Here is a 20,028-nt window from a genome sequence, read left to right as displayed (position 1 = left end):
CATTTGCTACGGGTCAACCCTTAGCGCAGGCCTCTAGGCTGACTTTTTTTACACTATGTATCGAATGAATTTTTATAAATTGCCGACTATCGCTTCGTTTTGACCACAATGGTGAAAAGCGCCGTTTTGCACGGTCAGTCTGCATTTCCGAATCAGTTTCAATAATCACAATAAAGGACACAAAATGACCCAGGCCCGATTGATTCTTGACTATGTGTACGACCACGAGGTAGAGCACGCGACCCAAGTCTTTCTGACCCAGCCAACGGGTGCTGGTAAGACCATCGACTACACCTGGGCCGACACCATGAATCAGTCGCGCCGCATGGCCGCCCACCTCATCAGCCTGAATTTTGAGGCGGGTGCACGGATTGCCATACTGGCGAAAAACAGCGCCCACTTCATGATGGCAGAGTTAGCGATTTGGATGGCTGGCGGCACCACAGTGGCGATATTCCCCACCGAATCTGCGGCCACCATAGGCTATGTACTAAAACACAGCGGTGCGAGCCTGCTGTTTGTCGGCAAGCTCGACACATGGGATCAACAAGCCAGCGCCGTGCCGGCCGGTCTGCCCTGCATCTCGCTGCCCTTAGCCCCTAACTTGGCAGCCAACTTAGCGCCAAATACCGACGTCCAAACTTGGGACGCCATCGTGGCGCGCGTCGAGCCAGTGAGCGCACGCCCATCCCGCGGTCCCGACGAATTAGCCATGCTGATGTATACCTCTGGCTCAACCGGTCAGCCTAAGGGCGTGATGCACAGTTTTGAGCGCGTCACACGCGCCAGCGAATGCATAGTTAACTACCAAACCGAAGAACTGGGTCTGGATTTTGATTACCGCGCCCTGTCTTATCTGCCGCTGGCCCACGTATTTGAGCGCGCTTGGATTGAATGCACAGGCTTTGTCTTAGGCCGAAGCCACATCTATTTTGCCGAGTCGCTAGACACCTTTGTCGCTGACTTGCAGCGCGCACGGCCAACGGTTTTCATCTCTGTGCCGCGCTTGTGGCTGAAATTTCAGCAAGGTGTGTTTGGCAAGATGCCTGCGAAAAAGCTAGACCGTCTGCTGAGTATTCCGATACTCAGCAAAATTGTCGGGCGCAAAGTCCTCAAGGGTCTGGGTTTAGATCAGGTGGTGCAAGCCGGTAGTGGTTCTGCACCGATACCTGCAGCGCTAATCGACTGGTACCGCCGGTTGGGCCTGAATTTAATGGAAGGCTACGGCATGACGGAAGACTTTGCGGTCTCCAACACCTCCACGAAAAAGTTCAGCATGGCCGGCCACGTGGGCGTGGCGCTACCGGGCGTGAAGGTGCGAATTGATGCTGACGGCGAAGTCTTGATCAAGTCGCCAGGGCAAATGATTGGTTACTACAAAAACCCAGAACTCAATGCCGAGAGTTTTACCGAAGACGGCTATTTCCGCACCGGTGACTTGGGCCAATTACGTGCCGATGGCCAACTCAAACTGACGGGTCGAAAAAAGGAATTATTTAAAACTGCCAAAGGCAAATACGTGGCGCCAGCGCCAATTGAAAACCGCTTTAACGAGCACCCTATGGTGGAGATGTCTTTGGTGTCTGGCGTGGGCCAGCAAGCGGCTTACGTCATGATAGTTTTGAGCGAGACGCTACGGCCAAAGATTAAAGATCCCGAAGTCAAAGCACAGGTGGAATCTGAATTTACCGAACTGCTCAGAACGGTGAACCGAGGTTTGAGCGAGTATGAAAAAATTCGCATGATTGTGCTCATGCCAGAGCCTTGGACCATAGACAACGGCTGCTTGACGCCGACTATGAAAATCAAGCGCACCAAGGCTGAAACAGTGGTGGCGGAAAAAGTCGACGGCTGGTACAAGCTGCCAGGTCCGGTTATCTGGGCCTGAGCTTGACCAGACGCAAGAATCAAAACCCGTTTTTGCGCAGAATTTGAACTTGCGCTTAAAGGCGTTTTTTTAGTGGCTTAAAGCGCGCATCACGGCATTTTTTTAAGCGCGCTTTAGTGCAATTTATTTGCCCAATGCAGCCGCTTCCTCAGCTTCTAGTTCTGCCATTTCTGCGGCATTAAAAACGCGGGACCGGGTGTGAAAGGCCTTACCTTCCGGGCCTTCTAGTGAGAAGGTTCCGCCTTGACCCTCAATCACGTCAATGATGAGCTGGGTATGACGCCAATACTGGTACTGCGCTTTGCCGATATAAAAACTGCAACCGCTAATCTCGCCGAGCAACACGTCGCCTGCACCCATGGTGATCTCGCCGGGTAAATAGCAGTTAGCCGCGCTGTTGTCGCAGCAACCACCGGACTGATGAAACATCAACATGCCGTGCTTTTGCTTGAGGAAAGCGACTAAATCGAGTGCTGCCTGAGTGGCTATTACTTTGTCGACCATTAACTATTCTCCTGAAAGAAAAGAGCGCCTGAGCGCCCTTTCCTATGATTTTTTTAATGCGCACTCAGCTTGAGTTGGCGCAAGCGTAAACCGATCAGAAAAAGCCGAGTTTATTTTCGCTATAACTGACCAAAAGGTTTTTAGTCTGCTGGTAGTAGCCAAGCATCATCTTGTGATTTTCACGGCCTAAGCCAGACTCTTTGTAGCCGCCAAATGCAGCATGTGCAGGGTAGGCGTGGTAGCAGTTAGTCCAAACCCGGCCAGCCTTAATCGCGCGGCCCATGCGGTAGGCCACATTGCCGTTACGGCTCCACACGCCAGCGCCCAAACCGTAGAGCGTGTCGTTGGCGATTTCAAGCGCTTCGGCTTCGTCTTTGAAAGTCGTCACCGCCAGCACCGGACCAAAAATTTCTTCTTGGAAGATGCGCATTTTGTTGTGCCCTTTAAACAGCGTCGGCTGCACGTAGTAACCGCCTGCCAAGTCACCCTTTAGCTCGGCCTGCGCGCCGCCAATTAGCACTTCAGCGCCTTCTTGCCGACCTAGGTCAAGGTAGGACATGATTTTGGTCAGCTGCTCTTTAGAGGCTTGCGCGCCCATCATGGTGTCGGTGTCAAGCGGGTTGCCCATGACGATGGCGGCCACGCGTTTGAGTACGCGCTCCATGAACTTGTCGTAAATGCTTTCTTGTATCAATGCCCGCGATGGGCTGGTGCAAACCTCGCCTTGGTTAAACGCAAACAACACCAAACCTTCGATGGCTTTGTCTAGAAAGCTATCGTCTTTGTCCATGATGTCAGCAAAGAAAATATTGGGTGACTTGCCGCCTAACTCTAGCGTCGCAGGGATTAAGTTATTCGCTGCGGCTTGGGCAATCACACGGCCAGTTGAGGTAGAGCCGGTGAAGGCAATTTTGGCAATTCGTTTGCTGGTCGCCAGCGGCATACCGGCTTCACGGCCATAACCATTGACGATGTTGAGCACACCGGGCGGCAACAAATCGGCGATTAATTCTGCGACCAACAAGATGCCAATCGGCGTGGATTCAGCCGGTTTGAGCACCACGCAATTACCCGCACCCAGCGCTGGGGCGAGTTTCCAAGCCGCCATCAAAATAGGGAAGTTCCACGGAATAATCTGGCCGACTACGCCTAGCGGCTCTTGGAAATGGTAGGCCACCGTGTCGCCGTCTATCTCGCTCAAGCCGCCTTCTTGCGCCCGCACGCAGCCAGCAAAATAGCGAAAGTGGTCGACCGCCAACGGCAGGTCTGCATTCAGGGTTTCCCGAATCGGCTTGCCGTTATCCACCGTTTCAGCGTACGCCAGCATCTCTAAGTTAGCTTCGATACGGTCGGCGATTTTGTTCAGAATATTGGCCCGCTCAGCTGCCGGTGTGCGGCCCCAAGCGTCAGCGGCAGCGTGGGCGGCGTCGAGTGCCAACTCGATGTCTTCAGCGGTAGAGCGTGGCGCCTTGGTGTAGGGCTGTCCGCTGACCGGAGTGATGACGTCGAAATACTGACCTTTAACAGGTGCTACAAACTTGCCGCCTATGAAGTTGTCATAGTGGTCTTTGAACTTGACCGTGGCGTCGGCAGAACCGGGATTGGCATACAACATGTCTTGTCTCCTGAGGGTTGATAGTGAGGGCAAAGACGTAGACTGCTTAGCGCAGTGCCGGTGTCTCGCCTTACTACTCTTGCAGACTGCGTGCCAGCTTGAATAAGGCTTAGGCCGTCAGGGTAAACCATGGGTTTAAAACCAATACGGCTATTTTTTGCGCCGGCGTTGTTCCGTTTTGCAACTGCTTCTGCGCCTGAAGAAAACCCAGGTGAGACAGATTGTTCCAATACGGCGCAATCAACGGTTTAGGGCTGAGTGGCATAGCGTGATGTATGCAACAGGCACTCACTGCCGGCCTAGGTGTTTACCTTGTAAGTAGCGCAATACCACCCAGCAGGTGTACACCACGGCCATACTGAAGCATCCACAAAAAATGTGGCGAACCAGACCTACAAAAGGAGACAACCGTGCGAGTCATTCCCATTGCAATTACCGAGTTGGCCAACGAGAGCGCCTGTGATGAAGGCACAGGCGAAGTCACCAAACAAAACCTACCGCTGGCGCGGCGCAGCTTTCTCAAAGGCTCAGGTATCTTGATGGGCACGCTAGTCACGGGCACGCTGCTGGCCAGTCTTGCACCCTCGCCGGTCTGGGCCTTAGAGCTCAAACGTCTGAGTAAAGCGCAAGGCGAGACCATTATGGCCATGGGACGAATCCTGTTTCCGCATGAAAAGTTGCCCGACGCAGTCTATGCGCTGCTGGCCAAAGACTTAGACGAAAAAGCTGCCGGCGATGGCGCAGCGGCTGACATGCTGGCAGCGGGAATCGCTGCGCTCAACACCGCGGCCAATGGCAATTTCTCCAAAGCAAGTGCTGCGCGTCAGCTGGAAATCGTCAAGTCCATAGAAGGCCAGGCTTTCTTTGCCACTGTTCGTGGCCAGTGCGTGACGTCAATCTACGACAACGACATGGCTTATGCGGTGTTTGGCTACCCCGGCGCTTCGTGGGAAAAAGGTGGCTACTTGGTGCGTGGTTTTCAGGATTTGAAATGGCTGCCAGCCCCGTCAGAAGAGGCTAGCCCGACGCTAGTTTTGGACTGATGCAGAGACCGATACGCGCAAAACTAAAACCGTAAAACACACACGTTCTGGAGACATAAATGGCTAAGTTTTATTACAGCGACGACTCGGTTGTCGTCATCATAGGTTCCGGTGCAGGTGGCGGCACATTGGCTAACGAGCTGTGCCAAAAAGGCATCAAGGTAGTGGTGCTAGAAGCCGGTGCCATGCAGTCCAGCGCCACTTTTATCAACGACGAATGGAAGTCGTTTAGCCAACTGGCTTGGCTGGATAAGCGCACCACGTCCGGCACCTGGCGGGTGGCCAAAGACTTTGCTGGTCTTCCCGCTTGGATTTGTAAAACCGTGGGCGGCACCACCACCCACTGGGCGGGTGCTTCACTTCGCCTTCAGTCGCATGAGTTTCGCGCCCGCACGGTTTATGGTGAAGTAAAGGGCGCTAACTTGCTCGACTGGCCGATCACACTGGCCGAACTTGAGCCCTATTACGACAAAGCCGAATACAAAATGGGCGTGACCCGTACCAACGGCATTCCCGGCCTGCCCGGTAATAACAACTTTAAAGTCATGTATGCCGGCGCCCACAAACTTGGCTACAAAGAAGTGCATACCGGCAACATGGCCATTAACAGCCAACCGCGCGATGGCCGTAGCCGCTGCCTGCAACTGGGGTTTTGTTTCCAAGGCTGCAAGAGCGGTGCCAAGTGGTCGACCTTGTACACAGAAATTCCCAAGGCGGAAGCCACTGGTAATTTAGATCTACGCCCTGAATCGCACGTGACGCGCATCGAGCACAACGCTGCGGGCAAGGTCAACGGCGTGGTTTACTTTGACAAGGCCGGCAAAGAGCAGCGGCAAAAAGCCCGGATTGTGTGTGTCGCGGGCAATTCGATAGAAACGCCGCGCCTGCTGCTACTATCCGCCTCGACTATGTATAAGGACGGGCTGGCCAATTCATCCGGCCAAGTTGGGCGCAACTATATGCGCCACATGACAGGTTCGGTCTATGCCGCGTTCAAGGACCCGGTTCACATGTACCGCGGCACCACCATGGCCGGCATTGTGCGCGACGAAGCGCGGCACGACACCCGACGTGGATTTGTCGGTGGCTACGAGCTGGAAACGCTGTCTCTGGGGATTCCCTTCATGGCCGCCTTCCTAAACCCAGGCGGCTGGGGTGAAGACTTTTCTTGGTGGATGGACCGCTACACCAATCTGGCCGGCATGTGGCTAGTCGGCGAAGACATGCCGCGTGAGACCAACCGCGTGACACTCAACACCGATGTCAAAGACCAATGGGGTAGCCCGGTGCCGAATGTGCACTTTGACGACCATGAAAACGATATCGCCATGCGCAACCATGCCTTCACCCAAGGCGAGCTCATCTATCAGGCAGCAGGCGCGATACGCACTTTCCGCACGCCCCCCTACCCGTCAACGCACAATATGGGCACCAGCCGTATGAGCGCCAGAGCCAGCGACGGCGTAGTCAACAAGTGGGGACAGACGCATGACATTGATAATTTGTTTGTCAGCGACGGCAGCCAGTTCACTACCGGCGGCGCAGAAAATCCGACTTTGACCATCGTTACTTTGGCGATTCGCCAAGCCGACTACATTGCCCAGCAGATGACCATGCGCGCCATCTGATTTTTACCAGGAGCTACAGCATGTGCGAATATTTCGTCAAAGCCGATCCGATTCAATACGAGCAGCGCTCTCGCACTGTTCGCATACGCGGGGTGCTCACCAGCATTCGGCTAGAGAACATGGTGTGGGATATCTTGGCCGAAATGGCTGAGGAGGAAAAATGCACCACCAACGCTTTGATCTCAAAGTTTCACGATGAAATCTTGATTCACCGCGGCGAAGTGCCTAACTTTGCCTCCTTTTTAAGAGTCACCGGCATGCGCTACTTGCGCCGCTGCATGTTGGCGCTTGAAAAGAAGGTAGAGGCTCATGAGCCACATGAGCCACAAGAACAAGGTGAAAGTAGCACGGCTTTTTTGCTCCCGAAGACCAGCGCTATCAACGCTACCCGCGCTACCCGCACTACCCCCGCGATTACCCCAAAGCACAACGCCACCATCCTGAGCGCTGTGCGCCGCTAATCACTACAGCTACCGCTTTAAGGCGTTCATCAGCAAATCACTCCGTCATTTTATATTCTCACCCCATCACAAAACACTTCACATTTATGCGTTTTACCAGCGAGTCTTATCCCGGCGTTTGCGCCCAGCCGTCATCCGCGTCAAACGGTTTTGTCTTCAACCACACCATGCTGCGCATGAAGGACCCCAAGGTATCGCTAGACTTTTACAGCCGCATCATGGGCATGCAGGTGCTGCGCAAGCTCGACTTCCCCGAGATGAAATTCTCACTCTATTTTTTGGCCAAGCCGCAAGCCGATGACCCTGCGCCCGAAGATGTCGCCGAGCGAACCAGCTGGACTTTTAAGCAACGCGGCGTGCTAGAACTTACCCATAACTGGGGCTCAGAAGAGGACGCTGACTTTAAATACCATGACGGTAATGCCCAGCCACAAGGCTTTGGTCACATCTGCTTTGCCGTGCCAAATCTAGCGGCCGCGGTGGCTTGGTTCGATGAAAACAAAGTCGTTTTCGTCAAGCGCCCAGAGCAGGGAAAAATGAAAGATGTGGCGTTTATCAAAGACCCGGATGGCTACTGGATTGAGATTGTTGAGCCAGCGCTGATGACAAATATAGGACGCTGAGCTGAGTACTAATTGACCGAACCGACAAGCCTGTTAGCGACGTCAGTACAAGTGGAAAGAAAAAGAGAAAAGGACATCCACATTAAGCGTAGTGATTTTTTCAGATTAAGCCACTTAAACGTAGACCTGCTTGCCCAGCACATTAGCGGCGACCTCGATCTGATCCAGCTTGAATGCGTGACACAAATCAAACAGGCGATCAACTTGCGGCATGTTCCGCCATAGGCGACGGGCGATTTCCGCCTACTTGATTACCTGATCCGTCATGGCCTGACACGCACCCAACTTGGCGCATTCCAACGCTGATGGACGTACGGTTTTCTCCTTGCTTCAAACCAAGCTGGCGTTTAATAACGGCCTCAAGTCCCTTGCCAAGCTCTGCTGTACCGCGCATTGGCAGGGCGGACTACTTTCCTTGGCCTGTAGCCTAATCCTCGAACAATTCAGAGTGCGTGCCTGTCCGCACAAAAATAATGGCGATGCCATCTTGTCTGTAAATCAACAGAAAATCGCCACCGATGTGACACTCGCGGTGGTCGGCCCAATCGCCTTTGAGCGGGTGGTCCAACCACTCTGGGCCCAGCGGCGCATCGTTGCCGATGAGCAGCAGCATCGCCTCCTTCAACCGCTTCAGATCGTATCGGCCTGAACGCGATAAGCGTTCCCAGTCTTTGAGGAAAATCTTGCTGTAGTCGCACGCCTTGGGCGGCGCAGCGCGCTTACTGCTGGCGGACTTTTTCGAGGTCATCGATCAAGGCGTCAGCTGAGTCAAAACGGGCGACACCAGACTTTGCCATTGCACGGGCTTCTTCCATAGCTGCGCGAGTCTGAGCGTTAGGCACCTTCAGTTCCAGCGGGAAGGCCTGATCGTTTACTACTCGCTTGAGCAGAATGCGCACCGCATCTGACAAAGACAGTCCCATGGTTGCCAGCGCCTCGCTGGCTTGCGTTTTGATTTCGTCGTCCACTCGGACGTGCAACATTGTGGAATGTGCCATAGTTAGATCCTCCATTTTTGCAATTATGTATCTCTTTTGAGATACGGTCAATCAACCTAATGGGCGGACTCGATGCTGCGGGGCGATGTCCCGACGGTGTTCGATGCTTGACTGGTCGCCATCTCTGCATTTTTTCTAATAGAAGCAAATACAAAAAATACACGAGATATCCGCGTTAGTGCGCTGTCAGAACACTCAAGTGATTTCCCTTTAGTTTTTGAATTCACCGGATGCTGCGCGACCTCATCGCGCAGCGCCCCTGCACCACCAAGTTAGGCGTTTGCTTGACCAGCACTGTCTTGAGACTCCATAAACGCCCGGCGGAATGACATTGGATTGGAGATGCCTGGAATCGGTGCTTGGGGGTTGCCAGCACCGGAAATAACCAAAGTTCCAAAGTTGAAAATGCGGCCAAAGATGCTTTGATTTACCTGAATGCTCTCCACCTTGTTGATGTTGAGTTCTACGGTTTGCCGGCTGATGAAACCGAACTTGGCAATGACGCGCTTATTTGTAAAGGCAAGTTCAGTTGTCTTGTATCGAATGAAGGCCATGGCCCAGAAAATTAAACCCAGCCCAAAAATCCAGATCGTAGCCAGCCCCAAAGCGATTAAAGGCGCTAGCGACCACAGGCTGGTGTTGCCGGTGTAAATCAGTTTCTCGTCCTTGATAAGTGCGCCTTCAATGTAACTGGCCATACTGTTTTCCTTTCAAAAGTTTCAGCGATTCAGAGGCATCGCTAAGAGCCCAAAATAAAAATCATCGACCTGCGCAGCTTTTAGCTCAGGTTGGGTGGACTGCCGGGTTGGAGGCAGCCGATAGTTTGCGAAGCCCCTGCGGCGTGTTGATGTGGGCGACTAGACGCGGCGCCGCTCCGCTCGGAAGTGGCGACACAGACAGCACGTCATTAAGGTCGAGGCAAGACAGCATACGAGAAACGCGTGCAGGCTCGGCGTGAAAGAGTTCAAGTTTGACGAGACAAAGCCCAAGGTCTTGCAGCTTTGCGGCAGGATGAAAATCAGTCTGCCACTCAATCAATGCAGGAGCGATGCCATCAAGAGGAACAGACCCATCGGCAGGAATAGTGATTAGCCAGTTGAGTGCGCCACGGCTCATGGGTTCGATAATCCCCAGCGGCTCAGAGCAAGCGTCAGCCGTTGCATGAATGTTGCTGGTGCGAGCAACCCAGGTAGAAAGAGACGGCAATGCGTCCGGGCGCAAACTGTCGAGACCGAACCAGCGGGGCCGCTCGGGCGCGGGGGCTTTTGGGTTGGGCGAAATGACCTCAAGGAACAGCGAGTCGCCCAAGCGCAAAAGAAGATTGTGAGTGCCCATGCGCGGATGTTCGCCGCCAGCCTGCGGCCTGACCCCAAGTGTTTGCCATATGAACTCTGCGCCCGCCTCTAGGGTTGGTGAGGTAACAGTGATGTGATCTATGTGGCAACGCGGCATGTTGGGGCTCCCGATTTAATGAATATGACTCGAGTGTCTTAGAACATCCACAAACTGCCAAATAACCTCAAAGTTCAGGAACGCGCCACTGATAAGCTGAGCGCCCTCTGCAACGCCGGGTTGAGGGCTTGTCTCACTCCCTGATTCCATTCAAGCAGATGCCGACGGAAATGCAATAGCCGGCAAACAGTTTCCAACGAGTGGCGTGAACTGAGGATGAGCTGCACAGCGGAGCGGTTGACTCAAAGCTAATCCACTTGTCAGAGCTGGTCAGGCCTTGCGCAACTCAGACCGAGCGTCTTACGGGAAAATGGCATGACTACGTTGTACTTGGACTGCGTCAATCTCCGTCGCTTCATGAAAGGTTAGAAGAGCTAAGTGCAAAGGTAGTGCTAACGCATCCGGGTCAATGACTCGGCGAAGTTCGTCGGCTTGGTCGTCGTTCTTGCAGAGGATCATCAAATCTATGTCTGACGCATCTGGCTCATCTCGCTCAACACTACCGAATAGATGCCACTCGGTACCATAGGCCTTGCATCCAAGGGAGATAGCGAGTTCGCAGAGGCTTGAAACTACGCGCTGGCGAATCACTTGCCTAACCGCTGCATCAACTCTCGGAATGCCAGTGCCTGTGTTCCCATGTCAATGGCCGCGGCTGTCGCAGGTGCAGTAATCGAGCCGTAGTTGGAGGATTTCACGACAACATCGAAGTGGCCAACGCGATCTCTGGCGTTTCGAACATCCTCGGCACTCATGTTGTAAGCGTCGACAACCGCAACTATGAGGTTTGGGCCGCACTTGCGTTCAACCTTGAAGACAGAGTCATACACATATGAAACGTTCGACACATTCGTGTGCTGTTTCATCGCCTTAATGAAGAACTCCGTGCCCTCGTCTCTAAAAGAACCGGCGTTCTCAATAGCGGCAGCGCGCGCGACGTCGCCTAGAGTTCCGAACGCGGCGGACGTCATATGGACGAGATGAATCGCTGCACCGCTCCACAGAGTTTTTGAAGGCACGTTCACTACGAGCTGCGGCTTAACTGCGCCAGAAAATAGGTGCTTTACATCTGTCGGTGCAATCAGATTGGACATGTTAATGACGGCGAGCAAAAACGTATATCCAGTTTTAGACCTGACAACCAAGAAGCCCTCTGGGGTTCGACTAACGACATCAAGACGGACGTTCTCCTTTAGCTTCGACGCTACCCACTGGATCATGTCACCGCTCATTGGTTAGTCCTCCAGAATTTCGGTTAAGCCTGCGGGGAAGCGAGAGGCGTCTTCACACGTTCCTTCAATATGGGTAGCTTCCAGATCGTCAATGTGTTGACGGAATTGCTCAAGCGTCTGCTTCTCGCCTCCGTCAAGCAGATGGCGATTCGTATCAAGAATCGCAAGCATTCGCCTGCTGTTTGGTAGGAGGCGCGTCAGCATCTTGCGCTTCCATTGTTCAGCGGCGCCACTCTCCGGGTTGCGGGCTGCATATATGTGCGGGCCGTACTGGTCGAAGATTGCATAGTTTTCCATCAGAAGAGGTTCCACGACCCGGCGAGCATCCTCACGGTCGTGGAACTTGACTGCACCGAATAGCCCCTGAAGCTTGTGAGCATGCTCACGCTTCCACCCCAGCATCATCCCGTCGGGAAATGCATCTGGTGCCTTGTCCACCATGGTGTGACAGTTCGCGCAAAGTACGACAAGGTTTTCAAAAGCGCCCCGCTCTTCTGGGCTGATGCTGGGGTTTCCGCGAGGTCCACCATCATTGGCCGCGAAGACGTGCGCCATCTCGGCGATGTGGATCGACTTACTGCCAGCATCAATGAACAACTCATTTGAGCAACCAGGGTTCTGGCAGAAACCGGCCGATGCAGCAAAAAGCCGGCGCTGCGTATGATGATCAGGCGATGCAGCGCCTCTTGAGCAAGCCATCCACGACACCTTTTTTAGTTGCGAATTTCTTTATCTTATTCCAGTTTTTAGCTGCGACGCTGAAGCGAAAATCCTTGAGCATGAAAAGCAAAAAGAGCCCGAAGGCTCCGCACTCACACCACCACCCACTCCGCCATAGAAAGTGTTGAACACCCCGCCACGATGATGTGGTCAAGTCACCCGGGTATCCACCAGCAAAATACCAAGTGACATCCACAACATTAGGATCGTGTGGCGCAGCTTTCGTAGTTTTTGGCCTATCTGAAACACCCCACCGCCGCAGAAAAGCTCCCCGCAATCTGCCCACTAAAAATAGCCAACACGCGAAACAAGCATGACTTCGATTTGTGCGGACTACTCGCAGACCGCGCACGCGAGCGCTCTAAAGTGCGCCGCGCCATCAAAAGGCATCACCCCCGCGCCCGCAAATACAACTCCTGCACTTTGGGCACATTGCTTTGCAATTGACGGATCCGGTCTGGGCCCGACGGATGGGTAGAGAGAAAACCTGGTCCGCCCGCGCCACCGCTGGCGGCAGCCATTTTCTGCCACAGGCTAACCGATGCCTGCGGATTAAAGCCGCCGCGCGCAGCTAGCTCTAAGCCGACTAAATCGGCCTCGGTTTCATCGTCCCGGCTAAAGCGCAGCGTCAGCAATTGGGTGCCCATACTGGCGGCCATCTCGCCGAGTTGGCCCAAACCTAGCAGGCGTGAACCTAACGAGAGTATGGTGCTGGTGCCTTGGCTTTTGGCGATGCGGGCACGTGCGTGTTCGCGCAGTGCATGGGCCATTTCGTGGCCCATGATCATGGCGGCTTCGTCATCGGTGAGTTGGAGTTGTTCCAAAATACCGGTGTAGAAAGCGATCTTTCCGCCCGGCATGCAAAAGGCGTTGATCTGATCGCTGCCTAGCAAATTAACTTCCCAGTTCCACTGCCGCGCTCTGTCGTTCCACTGTACGGTCTGCGGCACTAGTCGGCTGGCGATGCGGCGCAGGCGTATTAGCTGCGGATGGGTGGCTGAGGCTAGGGCTTTTTTGGCTTTGGCGTCGGACAGCATCTTGGCGTACTGCTGCACAGCGGCGGTTTCTAGCTCTTCGGCTGGCACTAAATTGCGCAACGTTGAGGGCGCGCCTACGTTAACTTGCGCCGCAGCTGGCATAGTCACCAACGCAGCCGCAGCGCTTGACGCAAGTAAAAATCCCCGGCGGCCAGCCCAGGCGGAATGTTTGGCCTCACATAACATACACATGCGTCAATAATAGTCAAAAACGATAACGCCCATGCCAGCAAAAAATACGCCCACTGCCCATCACTCCCCTGATCCGTCGTTCAACAGCGAATCTGGCCTTGCCACAGAGACTGCGAATACCCCCGTCAAAAAACCTTGGCGCGAGGTCTGGAAGGTGTATGCCGAAGCGGCTACGCTGCGCATGCTGCTGCTGGGCTTTTCCGCTGGCCTGCCACTGCTCTTGGTGTTTGGCACGCTGAGCTTTTGGTTGCGCGAAGCTGGCATAGACCGCACCACGATTGGCTACCTGAGTTGGGTCGGCTTGGCTTACGGCTTTAAATGGGTTTGGGCACCGCTGGTTGACCGGCTACCGATTCCATTGCTCACACGCTGGCTGGGGCGCAGACGCAGTTGGTTGTTGCTGTCACAAAGCGTCATCATCGCGGCCTTGGTTGGGATGGCACTGACGGATCCGCGGCTGGATTTGCAACCGGTTATTTGGTGTGCGCTGGCAGTGGCTTTTGGCTCCGCCACGCAAGATATTGCACTCGACGCCTACCGCATTGAGTCCGCCGATGTGCAGCGTCAAGCCGCGCTAGCCGCGAGCTATCAAACCGGTTACCGATTGGCCATGATCTGGGCTGGCGCCGGTGCGCTGTGGATTGCCGCCCGCGCCGAGGTCACTGGCGCTGGTGCTTACCAACAAAGCGCTTGGGCTAGCGCCTACTTCGCGATGGCTATTTCTATGCTGCTAGGTGTGGTCACTGTGCTGCTTTCACCCGAGCCGGTGGCCAGAGCTTTTAAACCTGCACGCAATGCAGCCGAATGGCTACAGGGCGCGTTAGTCGAGCCGTTTACTGACTTTCTACGCCGCTACGGCAAGCAGGCCATCTTGATACTGTCCTTGATCGCGATTTACCGCATCAGCGACGTCGTCATGGGCATCATGGCCAATCCCTTTTATGTCGACATGGGCTACACCAAGGATGAGGTTGCCGCTGTCACTAAAATTTTTGGTGTGATCATGACCTTGGTGGGTGCCTTTTTAGGCGGCGCCTTAGCTATGCGCTTTGGCGTGATGCGGGTATTGATGTTGGGCGCTGTGCTCAGCGCCGGCAGCAACTTGCTGTTTGCTTGGCTGGTCTCACGCGGCCATGACGTGAATGCGCTGATTTTTGTGATCTCGGCGGATAACTTATCCAGCGGCATTGCGTCAGCGGCCTTTATCGCCTACCTCTCTAGTCTGACCAACGTGAATTACTCGGCCACGCAATACGCGTTATTTAGCTCCATGATGCTGCTTTTACCTAAGTTTTTAGCCGGTTATTCGGGCAGTTATGTGGATTCCTTTGGCTACAGCCAGTTTTTCACCGCCACGGCCTTGCTAGGCTTGCCAGTGCTGATCTTGGTATGGTTGGCGTCTAGACAAAAACAGCGACAAATAGCTAAAGATGAGTAATCAAGCCGGCTTTTTACAGTAACTTTACGACCACTTCAAGCCTTATTGCCTAGCCGAGTGCAACATCAAGTTAACCGGGCGTTGCCCTTAAGAAAGACAAGCCTCATGACACAACAGCTTTTGATGATTGAAGACGACACCCGCTTAGCGAATATGGTGGGCGAATACCTGCGCCAGTCTGGCTACGGTTTTACCCACGCCGCCGACGGCAATAGCGGTCTGGCCGCACTCGCCGCCAGCCCACCTGATTTAGTCATACTCGACTTGATGCTGCCGGATATGGACGGCCTAGAAGTTTGCCGGCGCATCAAAGGCCAAGGCGGCGAAGCTGCCAACACCGCCGTGTTGATGTTGACCGCCAAGGGCGACCCAATGGACAGAATTGTGGGTCTAGAAATCGGCGCCGACGACTACCTACCGAAACCGTTTGAGCCACGCGAGCTACTCGCTCGCATCCGCGCAGTGCTGCGCCGGGGCGGCGAGGCGATTCCGAGCGCGACGCAAAAATCTATGCACTTTGGCTCCTTAGAAATTGACCGCGATGCGCGCAGCGTGACGGTCTCAGGCAGCTTGTGTGAGTTGACTTCTTACCAATTCGATCTACTCGTTGCCATGGCGGAAAGGTCCGGCCGCGTCCTTAGCCGCGACCAAATCATGGAGGCGGTGCGCGGCCGTGAACTGGAAGCTTTTGACCGCTCTATTGACGTACACATGGGCCGGATACGCAACGCCATAGAACTCGATGCTAAAAATCCCAAGCGCATACTTACCGTACGCGGCGTTGGCTATGTCTTTGCCAAGCAGCAGGACTAGACCTAGAAAAAGCAATTGCTCGCTGGTTTATGTATGGCGTATCCAATTGCCTTTTCTAGATTGAATAACTTCTTAAATTGACGCCGCCCATGTGGACTCGCTTTACCTCGCACCTGTATGTCCGTATCTGGCTGACCGTCGTTGCCACCGTTTTAGTACTGACCTTTTTAGTCGGTGCTGCTTGGCGTATGACAAGCCCACCCAACGAGATGCCGATACGCGAGGTATTGGTACATAACTCAGCCGGCCAAGTCATAGGTACGGCTCAGACCAAGGAATACCGCAAACACGGCGCAGACCTTGAGTTCGATGTCACCACCTCAGATGGCCGGCAGCTCAACTTGTTACTACCCAGACCCAAGGGCCCACCACTACCGGCTTGGGGCCGCTTACCGCTTGGGTTTGGCTGGATGCTGATCATTGTTGGATTGGCCGTAGCAGTAGGCGCTTATCCGGTGATGCGTCGCCTGACCGTCAGACTAGAAGCCTTGCAACGCGGCGTCGAAAGCTGGGGCGCGGGCGATTTGTCGGCGCGTGTGAGTACCAACGGCAATGACGAGGTTGCGTTTTTAGCCCAGCGTTTTAACAACGCAGCTGAACGCATAGAAACACTGATGAATTCGCACAAATCACTGCTGGCCAATGCCTCACACGAGCTGCGCTCGCCGCTGGCGCGTATACGCATGAGTCTAGAGTTGCTAGGTGGTGCAGATTCACCGCAGCGCCAGGAAATCTCGCGCAGCATCAACGAGCTAGACCAGCTGATTGACGAGATTTTATTGGCCAGCCGGCTGGACGCACGGCAGGCCGATGCCGAAACCTTTGAAAGTCTAGATCTGACTGGTTTGGCCGCAGAAGAATGCTCACGTGTGAATGCTGAACTCGACGCCGACTTACACGCTCAAGACGTGCAGAAAAATACCCCATCGTCCGAGCACAGCCTGACGCTGCGCGGCTCGCCGCGTCTGCTGCGCCGCTTATTGCGCAATTTACTGGAAAACGCCAGACGCTACAGTGATGGTGAGGTCAACGTAGAGCTAGCCCAACTGCGCCATCAGGGACAAACGCTAGCCGTGATCCGTGTCCATGACCGCGGCCCAGGTGTGCCAATCGAACAGCGAAAACGCATTTTCGAGCCCTTTTACCGCCTGCCTGGCGCCAGCGAACGCCATGGTGGTGTCGGCCTAGGCTTGGCGCTGGTCAAATCCATTAGCGAGCGACATGGCGGCAGCGTGCGCTGCGAAGCTAGGCCTGGTGGCGGTGCCTCTTTTATCGTCGAACTACCTATTTCGCGACCCTAAGACTACTGCGCATTGCGAGGCGATGAGGACTATCGCCGCAGGTATTGTTTAGACCTTTTAAAAGCAAGGAATTGAGGTCGCAAGCACTCTTAGAATTATTGTTATGTTGCATAGTCAGCAAGTTGCTGTCACAACTTTCAAGGTAAAAACTCTTAAAGTAGAGTTTAAAAAAACAGGCTCTAGTTAACACTGGGATTTTAAAAACCGCTGTAGAGCGGCTTTTTTTTGTCTACTAAAGAATCTGTTTAAAGTAAGTCGCGCACCCGCTGCGCGCTGATGTCATTCAAGCAGCGGGTGTGACCCAAGGGACAGATGCGCTCAAAGCATGGCGCGCAGTCGAGTGGTGACTGGTAACTGGCATCGTTTTTGAGCCACAGCACGCTGGCTTGATCACTCAGTGGCGGTGTATGCAGCGGGCTGGAGGAGCCAAAAATCGCCACTTGACGCACGCCTAAAGCTGCAGCCACATGCATCAAACCCGAGTCATTACTAATGCAGGCGCGGCTTGCTGCAATTAGGCACAGCGCCTCGGTCAAGGAAGTTTTACCTGCCAAGCTCAAGCACTTAGCGTTATTGGCCGTATTGCTAAGCAAGACAATTTCATCACACAGCTCAGCCTCTTTGCCCGAACCAAGCAGCAGTACCGGCAAATCCAGCGAAGCAGCGAGTTCCGCAAAATGCTTGGCTGGCCAGCGCTTAGCCGGTCCAAACTCTGCACCCGGCGCAAACACGTAATAGCCAGACACAGGCAAGCCTTGTCTGGCCAGCGCCGCGCTAATGTCTTGATCCGAGAATTTAAGTTGCGGCCTATCGGCGTCAAATCCAGACTCACCACTCAGCGCAGAATAAAACGCCACCATGGGCGGCTTGCTTTTAGGATTTTTAAGCCGGTGTGTGAGCAAACCCACACGGGCTTCACCGAAGTAGCCGACGCGCCTAGGGATGCTGGCGAGAAACGGCAACAAAGCGCTTTTAAGTGAATTGGGCAGCACGTAGGCGGTTTCAAACCGGCCCTCCACGCGCTTGGCTATAGCGCGCCGCTCGCGGAACTGCAAACCACCGTGGGCAAAGGGAAACTCAATCACCTCAGCGACCTGCGGCATAGCCCGATAAACCGGCGCTACCCAAGGCAGAGCGCCTACGGTTAAGCGCTCGCCGCGCGCGTGCAAGCGGCGCAGCAGCGGCTCTGTCATTACCGCGTCACCTATCCACTGCGGCGCAATGATTAAAGAGTTCGGGCGATCGGTATCCAGCGGGGCGTTATTCATGGGCCGCATAGCTAGAACCCATGTTTTTACCCAAGCGGTTTGACAGCCAGCTAAGCTGTGTGGCGGCCGGCAGTGTTCGCTTAATGATGGCTATCAAAATGCTCGCCGGCCTTGAGCTGATAGACCGTGCCGCAATAGGCGCACTTGCCTTTGCCGGTACGCGCCACATCCAGATAGACCTTGGGGTGGCTGTTCCAGAGCTTCATATCAGCCTTGGGATTGGGGCAGAAAACGCTGCCTTGGGCATTCAGATCGGTAGCGAGTAATTCGACGACAGAAGGTTGGCTCATATTTTTTCTCGCTTCAAACCAGTGCCAGCCAATCGGCGTATTTAGGATTACGGCCGTTGACGATGTCAAAAAATGCCGCTTGAATTTTCTCGGTAATGGGGCCGCGTGAGCCGCTGCCAATCTCAATTCTGTCGAGCTCGCGGATCGGTGTGACCTCTGCGGCCGTGCCGGTGAAAAAAGCCTCATCGGCGATATAAATCTCATCGCGCGTGATGCGTTTTTGAATCAGCTCAAGACCTAAGTCTTTGCAGATGTGCGAGACGGTATTGCGCGTGATGCCGTTGAGCGCGCCGGCGGACAAATCGGGCGTGTAGACGACACCGTCCTTGACCACAAAAATGTTCTCGCCCGAGCCTTCGCTGACAAAGCCAGAGGCGTCTAACAGCAAGGCTTCGTCGTAACCGTCTTCAAGCGCTTCCATGTTGGCCAAAATAGAGTTGGTGTAATTACTCACCGCTTTGGCCTGCGTCATGGTGATGTTGACGTGATGCCGGGTGTAGCTAGAAATCTTCACACGAATGCCGCGCTCCATGCCTTCTGCGCCCAAGTAAGCGCCCCAAGTCCAGGCCGCAACCATCAGATGAATCTGATTGCCTTTAGGCGAGATGCCGAGTTTTTGCGAACCAATCCAGGTCAAAGGACGGATGTAGCAGCTCTCCAAACCATTCGCGCGAACCACGGCTTTTTGCGCATCCATGACTTCTTGCTTGGTAAAGGGAATCGCCATGCGCAGAATTTTGGCGCTGTTAAACAAGCGATCCGTGTGCTCGGCGAGACGAAAAATCGCTGGGCCTTTGGCGGTGTTGTAAGCGCGAACGCCTTCAAACGCGCCACAGCCGTAGTGCAGGGTGTGGCTCAGCACGTGTATCTTGGCATCACGCCATTCGACCATCTGGCCATCCATCCAGATTTTGCCGTCGCGGTCTTCCATTGAGGGTGCTACTGGGGACATGGTGCTTATCCTGTGATGAGTAAAAAAAGTAAAAAAAGGGGACGGCGCTACTGCGCCTGGACTGACTGATTAACTGACTGACAAACGTACTAAAGAATCGATTTTACGGGTCAGCGCTGAGCGGCCACCGCAGAGCCGCAGAAACCGTTGAAATCGCCAGCTAGTCGGCGGCTTGTTCTGGCCTAGACAACTCGTAATGGGCCAGTTTTCCACTGACAAAAGTACAGGTCACGTTGGAGTCTGAATGGTCGCTCCAGCGGAACACCTCGGGTTGCTCTAGCTTGTTAGACAAGCGCTCGCCGAGTGAGCGTGTCATGGCAATCACATGCAGCAGCGTCATGCCGGTCTTGAGCTTGGCGTTCAGCATGACAGCGCTTTCCATATAACCTATCGGCCGGTTGGCCGCACGTTTGAGCACCTGCATCATGCGCGTGAAATGTAGCAAGCCCCACATCACCAAACCGCTGCCAGCAGCGGCAGCGCCAATCCAGCCATAAAAGCGATAAGCCGCCACCATGCCGACAACGGCAAGGACGGGAATGAGGATTTTTTGAAAGTTCATGGCGACCATTT

General features: G+C 54.3%; 23 protein-coding genes. 8 read left to right on the top strand and 15 right to left on the bottom strand.

The annotated features are described in order from the left end of the window. Positions 1–184: 184 nt before the first annotated feature. On the top strand, positions 185–1,888 hold the full coding sequence (locus HC248_RS00595) for an AMP-binding protein (RefSeq protein WP_168920793.1): 1,704 nt from the start codon (positions 185–187) through the stop codon (positions 1,886–1,888). A 123-nt stretch (positions 1,889–2,011) separates the two neighbouring features. Here the strand turns inward: HC248_RS00595 and HC248_RS00590 are convergent, their stop codons facing one another. The 3 genes from HC248_RS00590 to HC248_RS00580 form a co-directional block, all read right to left on the bottom strand. Beyond that, positions 2,012–2,392, bottom strand: coding sequence for a DUF779 domain-containing protein (locus HC248_RS00590; RefSeq protein WP_168920792.1), 381 nt, complete (start codon positions 2,390–2,392; stop codon positions 2,012–2,014). 94 nt (positions 2,393–2,486) lie between these two features. Continuing rightward, a complete protein-coding gene (gene exaC / locus HC248_RS00585; RefSeq protein ID WP_168920791.1) occupies positions 2,487–4,007 on the bottom strand; it encodes an acetaldehyde dehydrogenase ExaC in 1,521 nt (506 codons plus the stop codon). A gap of 109 nt (positions 4,008–4,116) precedes the next feature. Next, entirely contained in the window at positions 4,117–4,272 is a 156-nt protein-coding gene (locus HC248_RS00580) for a hypothetical protein (RefSeq protein ID WP_168920790.1), read from the bottom strand. 145 nt (positions 4,273–4,417) lie between these two features. Between HC248_RS00580 and HC248_RS00575 the strand changes: the two genes are divergently transcribed. From HC248_RS00575 to gloA, 4 genes are all read left to right on the top strand, one after another. Continuing rightward, a complete protein-coding gene (locus HC248_RS00575) occupies positions 4,418–5,050 on the top strand; it encodes a twin-arginine translocation signal domain-containing protein (protein ID WP_168920789.1) in 633 nt (210 codons plus the stop codon). A 59-nt stretch (positions 5,051–5,109) separates the two neighbouring features. After that, positions 5,110–6,678 (top strand): GMC family oxidoreductase, encoded by a 1,569-nt coding sequence (locus HC248_RS00570; protein ID WP_168920788.1) that lies wholly within the window; start codon positions 5,110–5,112, stop codon positions 6,676–6,678. Positions 6,679–6,698: 20 nt separating this feature from the next. Then, a complete protein-coding gene (locus HC248_RS18050) occupies positions 6,699–7,139 on the top strand; it encodes a ribbon-helix-helix domain-containing protein (protein WP_168920787.1) in 441 nt (146 codons plus the stop codon). Between the two features lie 86 nt (positions 7,140–7,225). Further along, positions 7,226–7,762 carry a lactoylglutathione lyase gene (gloA, locus tag HC248_RS00560; protein ID WP_168920786.1) on the top strand — a complete coding sequence of 179 codons (537 nt, stop codon included), beginning with the start codon at positions 7,226–7,228 and terminating at the stop codon, positions 7,760–7,762. 427 nt (positions 7,763–8,189) lie between these two features. Here the strand turns inward: gloA and HC248_RS00555 are convergent, their stop codons facing one another. From HC248_RS00555 to HC248_RS00520, 8 genes are all read right to left on the bottom strand, one after another. Then, positions 8,190–8,510: a type II toxin-antitoxin system YafQ family toxin gene (locus tag HC248_RS00555; protein ID WP_168920785.1), complete on the bottom strand. Its 321-nt coding sequence runs from the start codon at positions 8,508–8,510 to the stop codon at positions 8,190–8,192. Next, a complete protein-coding gene (locus tag HC248_RS00550; protein ID WP_168920784.1) occupies positions 8,482–8,760 on the bottom strand; it encodes a type II toxin-antitoxin system RelB/DinJ family antitoxin in 279 nt (92 codons plus the stop codon). The genes HC248_RS00555 and HC248_RS00550 overlap by 29 nt, the downstream gene beginning before the upstream one ends. A gap of 272 nt (positions 8,761–9,032) precedes the next feature. Further along, on the bottom strand, positions 9,033–9,458 hold the full coding sequence (locus HC248_RS00545) for a PH domain-containing protein (RefSeq protein ID WP_168920783.1): 426 nt from the start codon (positions 9,456–9,458) through the stop codon (positions 9,033–9,035). An 85-nt stretch (positions 9,459–9,543) separates the two neighbouring features. Next, positions 9,544–10,212: a VOC family protein gene (locus HC248_RS00540; protein WP_168920782.1), complete on the bottom strand. Its 669-nt coding sequence runs from the start codon at positions 10,210–10,212 to the stop codon at positions 9,544–9,546. A 300-nt stretch (positions 10,213–10,512) separates the two neighbouring features. Then, positions 10,513–10,803, bottom strand: coding sequence for a nucleotidyltransferase domain-containing protein (locus HC248_RS17915; RefSeq protein ID WP_168920781.1), 291 nt, complete (start codon positions 10,801–10,803; stop codon positions 10,513–10,515). Beyond that, on the bottom strand, positions 10,800–11,444 hold the full coding sequence (locus HC248_RS00530; protein ID WP_168920780.1) for a hypothetical protein: 645 nt from the start codon (positions 11,442–11,444) through the stop codon (positions 10,800–10,802). Before HC248_RS00530 ends, HC248_RS17915 begins: the two co-directional genes overlap by 4 nt. Positions 11,445–11,447: 3 nt before the next feature. Then, positions 11,448–12,143 carry a hypothetical protein gene (locus tag HC248_RS00525; protein ID WP_168920779.1) on the bottom strand — a complete coding sequence of 232 codons (696 nt, stop codon included), beginning with the start codon at positions 12,141–12,143 and terminating at the stop codon, positions 11,448–11,450. A gap of 410 nt (positions 12,144–12,553) precedes the next feature. Beyond that, complete coding sequence (locus HC248_RS00520) at positions 12,554–13,393, bottom strand: M48 family metallopeptidase (protein WP_168920778.1); 840 nt, start codon at positions 13,391–13,393, stop codon at positions 12,554–12,556. Positions 13,394–13,424: 31 nt separating this feature from the next. On the opposite strand from HC248_RS00520, the gene HC248_RS00515 reads away from it, so the two are divergent. The 3 genes from HC248_RS00515 to HC248_RS00505 all read left to right on the top strand — a co-directional run bounded on the left by HC248_RS00515 (position 13,425) and on the right by HC248_RS00505 (position 16,945). Then, a complete protein-coding gene (locus HC248_RS00515) occupies positions 13,425–14,831 on the top strand; it encodes an AmpG family muropeptide MFS transporter (RefSeq protein ID WP_168920777.1) in 1,407 nt (468 codons plus the stop codon). Between the two features lie 105 nt (positions 14,832–14,936). Next, positions 14,937–15,644 carry a response regulator transcription factor gene (locus tag HC248_RS00510; protein WP_168920776.1) on the top strand — a complete coding sequence of 236 codons (708 nt, stop codon included), beginning with the start codon at positions 14,937–14,939 and terminating at the stop codon, positions 15,642–15,644. Positions 15,645–15,733: 89 nt separating this feature from the next. Continuing rightward, positions 15,734–16,945: an ATP-binding protein gene (locus HC248_RS00505; protein ID WP_168920775.1), complete on the top strand. Its 1,212-nt coding sequence runs from the start codon at positions 15,734–15,736 to the stop codon at positions 16,943–16,945. Positions 16,946–17,190: 245 nt separating this feature from the next. Here the strand turns inward: HC248_RS00505 and waaF are convergent, their stop codons facing one another. The 4 genes from waaF to HC248_RS00485 form a co-directional block, all read right to left on the bottom strand. After that, a complete protein-coding gene (gene waaF / locus HC248_RS00500; RefSeq protein WP_168920774.1) occupies positions 17,191–18,213 on the bottom strand; it encodes a lipopolysaccharide heptosyltransferase II in 1,023 nt (340 codons plus the stop codon). An 80-nt stretch (positions 18,214–18,293) separates the two neighbouring features. Beyond that, positions 18,294–18,503 (bottom strand): zinc-finger domain-containing protein, encoded by a 210-nt coding sequence (locus HC248_RS00495; RefSeq protein ID WP_168920773.1) that lies wholly within the window; start codon positions 18,501–18,503, stop codon positions 18,294–18,296. A 13-nt stretch (positions 18,504–18,516) separates the two neighbouring features. Next, entirely contained in the window at positions 18,517–19,455 is a 939-nt protein-coding gene (locus tag HC248_RS00490) for a branched-chain amino acid transaminase (RefSeq protein WP_168920772.1), read from the bottom strand. Between the two features lie 160 nt (positions 19,456–19,615). Further along, a complete protein-coding gene (locus HC248_RS00485) occupies positions 19,616–20,017 on the bottom strand; it encodes a glycerate kinase (RefSeq protein ID WP_202882399.1) in 402 nt (133 codons plus the stop codon). Positions 20,018–20,028: the final 11 nt, after the last annotated feature.

The sequence above is a fragment of the Polaromonas vacuolata genome (assembly GCF_012584515.1).
Classification (GTDB): Bacteria; Pseudomonadota; Gammaproteobacteria; order Burkholderiales; family Burkholderiaceae_C; genus Polaromonas; species Polaromonas vacuolata.
Note: the sequence above shows the minus strand (reverse complement) of the source record. Positions and strands in the feature narration are given on the sequence as shown.

Excerpts from the sequence above, each read along its gene's own strand:
- HC248_RS00595 (WP_168920793.1), top strand. The coding sequence starts at position 185 with ATGACCCAGGCCCGATTGATTCTTGACTATGTGTACGACCACGAGGTA.
- HC248_RS00590 (WP_168920792.1), bottom strand. The coding sequence starts at position 2,392 with ATGGTCGACAAAGTAATAGCCACTCAGGCAGCACTCGATTTAGTCGCT.
- exaC (WP_168920791.1), bottom strand. The coding sequence starts at position 4,007 with ATGTTGTATGCCAATCCCGGTTCTGCCGACGCCACGGTCAAGTTCAAA.
- HC248_RS00580 (WP_168920790.1), bottom strand. The coding sequence starts at position 4,272 with ATGCCACTCAGCCCTAAACCGTTGATTGCGCCGTATTGGAACAATCTG.
- HC248_RS00570 (WP_168920788.1), top strand. The coding sequence starts at position 5,110 with ATGGCTAAGTTTTATTACAGCGACGACTCGGTTGTCGTCATCATAGGT.
- HC248_RS18050 (WP_168920787.1), top strand. The coding sequence starts at position 6,699 with ATGTGCGAATATTTCGTCAAAGCCGATCCGATTCAATACGAGCAGCGC.
- gloA (WP_168920786.1), top strand. The coding sequence starts at position 7,226 with ATGCGTTTTACCAGCGAGTCTTATCCCGGCGTTTGCGCCCAGCCGTCA.
- HC248_RS00555 (WP_168920785.1), bottom strand. The coding sequence starts at position 8,510 with ATGACCTCGAAAAAGTCCGCCAGCAGTAAGCGCGCTGCGCCGCCCAAG.
- HC248_RS00550 (WP_168920784.1), bottom strand. The coding sequence starts at position 8,760 with ATGGCACATTCCACAATGTTGCACGTCCGAGTGGACGACGAAATCAAA.
- HC248_RS00545 (WP_168920783.1), bottom strand. The coding sequence starts at position 9,458 with ATGGCCAGTTACATTGAAGGCGCACTTATCAAGGACGAGAAACTGATT.
- HC248_RS00540 (WP_168920782.1), bottom strand. The coding sequence starts at position 10,212 with ATGCCGCGTTGCCACATAGATCACATCACTGTTACCTCACCAACCCTA.
- HC248_RS00530 (WP_168920780.1), bottom strand. The coding sequence starts at position 11,444 with ATGAGCGGTGACATGATCCAGTGGGTAGCGTCGAAGCTAAAGGAGAAC.
- HC248_RS00525 (WP_168920779.1), bottom strand. The coding sequence starts at position 12,143 with ATGGCTTGCTCAAGAGGCGCTGCATCGCCTGATCATCATACGCAGCGC.
- HC248_RS00520 (WP_168920778.1), bottom strand. The coding sequence starts at position 13,393 with ATGTGTATGTTATGTGAGGCCAAACATTCCGCCTGGGCTGGCCGCCGG.
- HC248_RS00515 (WP_168920777.1), top strand. The coding sequence starts at position 13,425 with ATGCCAGCAAAAAATACGCCCACTGCCCATCACTCCCCTGATCCGTCG.
- HC248_RS00510 (WP_168920776.1), top strand. The coding sequence starts at position 14,937 with ATGACACAACAGCTTTTGATGATTGAAGACGACACCCGCTTAGCGAAT.
- HC248_RS00505 (WP_168920775.1), top strand. The coding sequence starts at position 15,734 with ATGTGGACTCGCTTTACCTCGCACCTGTATGTCCGTATCTGGCTGACC.
- waaF (WP_168920774.1), bottom strand. The coding sequence starts at position 18,213 with ATGAATAACGCCCCGCTGGATACCGATCGCCCGAACTCTTTAATCATT.
- HC248_RS00495 (WP_168920773.1), bottom strand. The coding sequence starts at position 18,503 with ATGAGCCAACCTTCTGTCGTCGAATTACTCGCTACCGATCTGAATGCC.
- HC248_RS00490 (WP_168920772.1), bottom strand. The coding sequence starts at position 19,455 with ATGTCCCCAGTAGCACCCTCAATGGAAGACCGCGACGGCAAAATCTGG.
- HC248_RS00485 (WP_202882399.1), bottom strand. The coding sequence starts at position 20,017 with ATGAACTTTCAAAAAATCCTCATTCCCGTCCTTGCCGTTGTCGGCATG.